Origin of the sequence: uncultured Chloroflexus sp. (assembly GCF_937129525.1) — a bacterium.
Taxonomy (GTDB): domain Bacteria; phylum Chloroflexota; class Chloroflexia; order Chloroflexales; family Chloroflexaceae; genus Chloroflexus.
The window spans coordinates 1-4377 of sequence record NZ_CAKZNK010000093.1; the positions used below are offsets into that span (position 1 = coordinate 1).

Here is a 4377-nt window from a genome sequence, read left to right on the forward strand (position 1 = left end):
CCTGGGCAGCGAAAGCCCTCGATGTCCGTCGCGGCGATCTGGTTGTCGATATTGGTTCAGGCACCTCCTCGTTTCCCCACATGCTCGCTAAAGAAGGGATCGATGTGGTAGTGCTTGAGCTTGATGCCGACCGCGTGCGCTGGCAGAAAGCCAAACGCGCGGCGACGGCCCGCCCCGGCGATGGGAAGTTTTTTCCGATTGTGGCCAGCGCTACCGCGATGCCGTTTCGTTCCGACTCGGTCGCGCGGATTGCGGCAGTCTCAACCCTCGAACATATTCCCGATGACGAGGCGGTTGGGCGCGAGATTGGCCGCGCGCTCGCTCCCGATGGTATCGCAGTCATCACGATCCCGTATACCAGCGGTGAACGCACCGGTTTCTTCGAGGGAATCCGGCGGTTTAAGCGAGTGGCGCGCAATGCGTTTGTGCAAGAGGGAAAGGCCGGCTCCTTCTTTCGCTTCTACAATGACGACGATATTCAGCGGGTCTATGTGCGACCGGCCAATCTCCAGATCAGCCCGCTGCGCGGGTTTGGTCGTTCGATCCTCAACTGGCGGTATCACGAAACCCGCCTTACCCGTTTCTGGCGCACATTTATTTTGAAAGACCTGTTGCTGGCCTGGATTGTTCATCCCCTCGAAGAGAGGTTTGATCGCTCCGATCCGCTCTATGTCATGTTTACGCTACGGAAACCGTGCTCCGAGCCATCTGAAAAGAACTCGTAAGGCTGGAACAAAATGCGTGCTGCGCGCGTCTCCATCATGGTAAGCTGTGTCCACCCTGGAATCGATCTATGCGCATCTTGTATGTATTGCCGCGCTACGACCGCACGGCAATCGCAAACCGGATTCATACCGAGGTGATCCAGGCCTGGCGCGCGGTTGGCATTGAGGCCGAGATTTTAAGCTTCGCCGCCGACCATCGCCACCCATCGCGGAGCCTCGAAGACGGTATTGTCGTTCATCGCTGGCCCTCTGGTGGTTCCTTCCCCCGTCGGATCGCTAATCGCGCGCTGGCTGCCCTCTTCCCCTACCCTTATCTCGCCGGCGCAATCCTGGGGATCCGCCGATTTCTCGCCGCCACGACTCCCTTCGATCTCTGCCATATCGAAACGGCATTTCCGTTGGGATGGGCGGCAGTGCTGGCTGGCCATCGTCTGCCGCCCCTGGCCATCACCCTGCCCGGCGCCGATGTGATGGCTGAGCCAGAGTTTGATTACGGCTATGCCCGCTTTCGTTCCGCGCGCGCCATCTTGCCTTATGTCTTCCGGCGGGCACTGGTGATCCGGGCCGATTCGCCAATGATCCGCGAGCTGGCGATCAGACGCGGCGCGCCAGCCGATCGGGTCAAGGCCATCCCTTACAATATCGCCGATAGCAGCTTCCCGCCTGCCACGCAGTCGCTGGCCGCATTTCGCGCCCAATGCCGGGCTATGGTGGTCGAGCGCCATCGGCTCGATCCCCACCGACCAATTGTGATCAGTCTCAATCGCCTGCATCCCTTCAAGGGAATTGTCTATCTGGTTGAGGCGTTGCCCTTCGTGGCTCAGACCGGCCTGGCGCCACAGGTGTTGATCGTTGGTCCCAACCGTTCAACGCCCCGGTTTGGTGATTACGGCGCGCTGCTCAACCGCCGCGCCGCCGAATTGGGCGTGGCAGATCAGGTCATACTGACCGGCGCAATTCCCCACGACGAGGCGCTGGTCTACCTGGCGGCGGCTGATGTTGCCGTAGTGCCGTCGGTGTCCGAGTCGTTCAGTCGGGTTGTGATTGAAGCCTGTGCCGTTGGGACGCCGCCGGTCGTGACGCGCTCGACCGGCGCGAGCGCGTATGTGGCCGCCGCTCAGGCTGGCATGGTGGTCGAGTCTCGGTCTGGCCCGGCTATCGCCGCGGCGATCAGCGCCTTGCTACAAGATGCCGCTACCTGGCAATCGTTCAGTTCTCGCGCCGCTGCGCTGGCGCCGCAGTTTACTTCGACCCAGATTGCTACCGACCTGGCCAATCTCTATCGCGCGGCGTTGCGCGGTGAGCCGGGGCGCGAATCGGTAATGGTCAACGAATTGTAGAGTGGTTGGATCGTCCTGGCTCTACATGAATGAGGAGGTTTCGATGTCTCGTCAGCTCAAAGTAATGCCTTTGCTGGCTTTGATCGCTATCGCGCTCGCCCTGGTGGCGGCGCTCGCCTTGACGCTCCGCCCGGGGCAGGCCGAAGAGGGAGGTCCGATCTTGCAATACCCGCCCGAACCGCCGGCCCCCACCATCGGCCCCAACCCCACCGTGCCCGCCGCGCTTGCCGCCGGCCCGCTCTTCGTGGCCGATTTTGCCACCGCCGCTAGCCTGAGCGACTGGCAGATGGCCGAACTCGATTTCATCCTGCCCGAAGACCGCGCCAACTGGGTCATCGACAATGGCCGGCTGCGGCAGGATTTCGCCAGCGAGCTGCGCAACAGCGCGCTCAATCAGCTTGCCGCGCTCGCCCCCGGCGCCTACGCCGACGGGGTGGTGCGGGCAAGCTTTTACGATGAATTCAACGGCATTGCCGGGCTGGTGGCCCGCTATCAGGGTGAGGTGGGTTACGAAGCGAGTTACTACCGGCTGCGCCTGTTGAAGAGCGAGTACGAAGCGACGCCGAAATACGCGCTCGAGAAGGTGGTGGAAGGGGTGGCGGTGCCGCTGGCGACGGTGGAAGGGCCGGGGTTTGCGCCGCGACAGTGGCACGTGGTTGAGCTGGAGCTGCGCGGGGGCGAGCTGACGGCTCGCTTAGACGGCAAGGTCGTGTTGCGGGCCAGCGACCCCGACCCGCTGCCGGCGGGCCGGGCCGGTCTCTACACCCGCGCGCTGGGTGGCATCTTGTTCGATGATTTTATCGTCGCGCCGTAACCGGCTGATGCTGTTCACCTTCTCTTCCGTAACCACGCTTGCTGAACACATCAGGAGATTATCAGTATGTTCATCTCTCGCGTAGCCTGGCTCGTTATCGCGTTCATCAGTGTCTGCGCATTTATCGCCGGCTCGCTCCCTCTACCCTTGCAGGCCCAGGAAGGCGCAGCCTTCATTCTCCAGACCGATCTGGCCGCCAGTAATACCAAATATCCCCAGCTTGCAGTTGATGCCAACGGTGTCTATGTGACGGCCACGGATGGTATTTCGCCGACGGACAATGGCACTGCGAAAATCTGGAGTAAAGGCGAAGAAGCTCCGGCATTTCCTGCGCCATTGCCGTTGGGAACGGTCAGCTCGGGGATAGCCCAGGACTGGGTGCAAACGGCGGTAGCGACTGCGCCAACCGGCGAGGTCTACGTATTGTGGATCGATCAGGTTGCCAAGACGATCAAATTCCGTCGTCGCGAGCCGGGTGGCGCCTGGCATCCTGCCACCTTCGAGATCATGCGCGGCCATATCTTTGCGGTGGAACCGGCGCTGGCCGTTCGCACAGACGGCCAGATTGTGGCGGCCTGGCGCGATGATAAAGCAATGAATTTCGCTTACTCGAACAATCGTGGCGAAACCTGGTCGCCTGTCGGCTCAGTGCAAGGGGCGCAAGCCTACAAATCGCAAACCGCCCTTGCCGCCGGGCCAAATGGCGAACTGGCGATTACATACACGCGCGACACGCCGCGGCCACTGCACGTGATGGTGGCGTTATGGAATGGCTCTGGCTTTGGCGCGCCGGTTGATGTAACGGCCAGCTCGCCGCGCTCGTTTGCCGATGCCAGCGTTGCGTTTAGCCTTGATCCGGCGCCGAATACGCGCATCGTGGTTGCGTATCGCGATGCCGACAACGGTATCTTTTTCGCCGAGAAGCTGGTGAGCGCGTTTAGCGCACCCTGGTCACCGGTGTTGCTGGCTGAGGGCAAGGGTGATGGGCGCGTTTCCGTTGATTACGATCAGCGTGGTAATCTGCATATCACCTGGATCCGCACCGGATCGAGCCGAAGCTCGAATCAGCTCCACTATGCGGTCAGGCCGGCGGGGCAGGGTTTTCTGCCGATTGTCAATGCGCCAACCGTAGCGCCGATCTTCAATGCCTGGGGCGATGCGCGAGTGGGCGCGCGGTCTTATATGCACGTTGTCCACGAATTCTTTACCGGCACTGTGCCCAAACCTCGCTATGTCCTCTTCCGGGCGCCGGGAGTGAGCTTTGGGTCGCCACCGCTGATTGAAAACGGTGAGATCGTGGTTGGCGGTGACGGGAAATCGACGGTAAATGTGACCTTCCCCGACATCACTCCCGCCAGTCTCCCCAATCAGGTGCGCTGGCGCTGGGGCGCGCCGCCGACCGACACCGAAACCGATTCCGGCGGCTGGGTACCCTTCGCTCCCTCAGGCCCGACCAGCGTTCTCTCCGTGCCTATCCCGGAAGCGATGCGTACCGATG

General features: G+C 61.7%; 4 protein-coding genes. All 4 read left to right on the plus strand.

The window, feature by feature from the left end:
• Window positions 1-725, plus strand: a 725-nt coding sequence (locus Q0650_RS11685; protein WP_298819152.1) for a class I SAM-dependent methyltransferase, incomplete at its 5' end; no start/stop codon positions are given.
• A 68-nt stretch (window positions 726-793) separates the two neighbouring features.
• Window positions 794-2065, plus strand: a complete 1272-nt coding sequence (locus tag Q0650_RS11690; protein ID WP_298819154.1) for a glycosyltransferase family 4 protein — start codon at window positions 794-796, stop codon at window positions 2063-2065.
• A 43-nt stretch (window positions 2066-2108) separates the two neighbouring features.
• A complete protein-coding gene (locus Q0650_RS11695; RefSeq protein ID WP_298819156.1) occupies window positions 2109-2879 on the plus strand; it encodes a hypothetical protein in 771 nt (256 codons plus the stop codon).
• Between the two features lie 66 nt (window positions 2880-2945).
• On the plus strand, window positions 2946-4377 hold a 1432-nt coding region (locus Q0650_RS11700; RefSeq protein ID WP_298819158.1), incomplete at its 3' end, for a sialidase family protein.

Coding starts and splice junctions, on each gene's coding strand:
- Q0650_RS11690 (WP_298819154.1), top strand. CDS start 794: ATGCGCATCTTGTATGTATTGCCGCGCTACGACCGCACGGCAATCGCA.
- Q0650_RS11695 (WP_298819156.1), top strand. CDS start 2,109: ATGTCTCGTCAGCTCAAAGTAATGCCTTTGCTGGCTTTGATCGCTATC.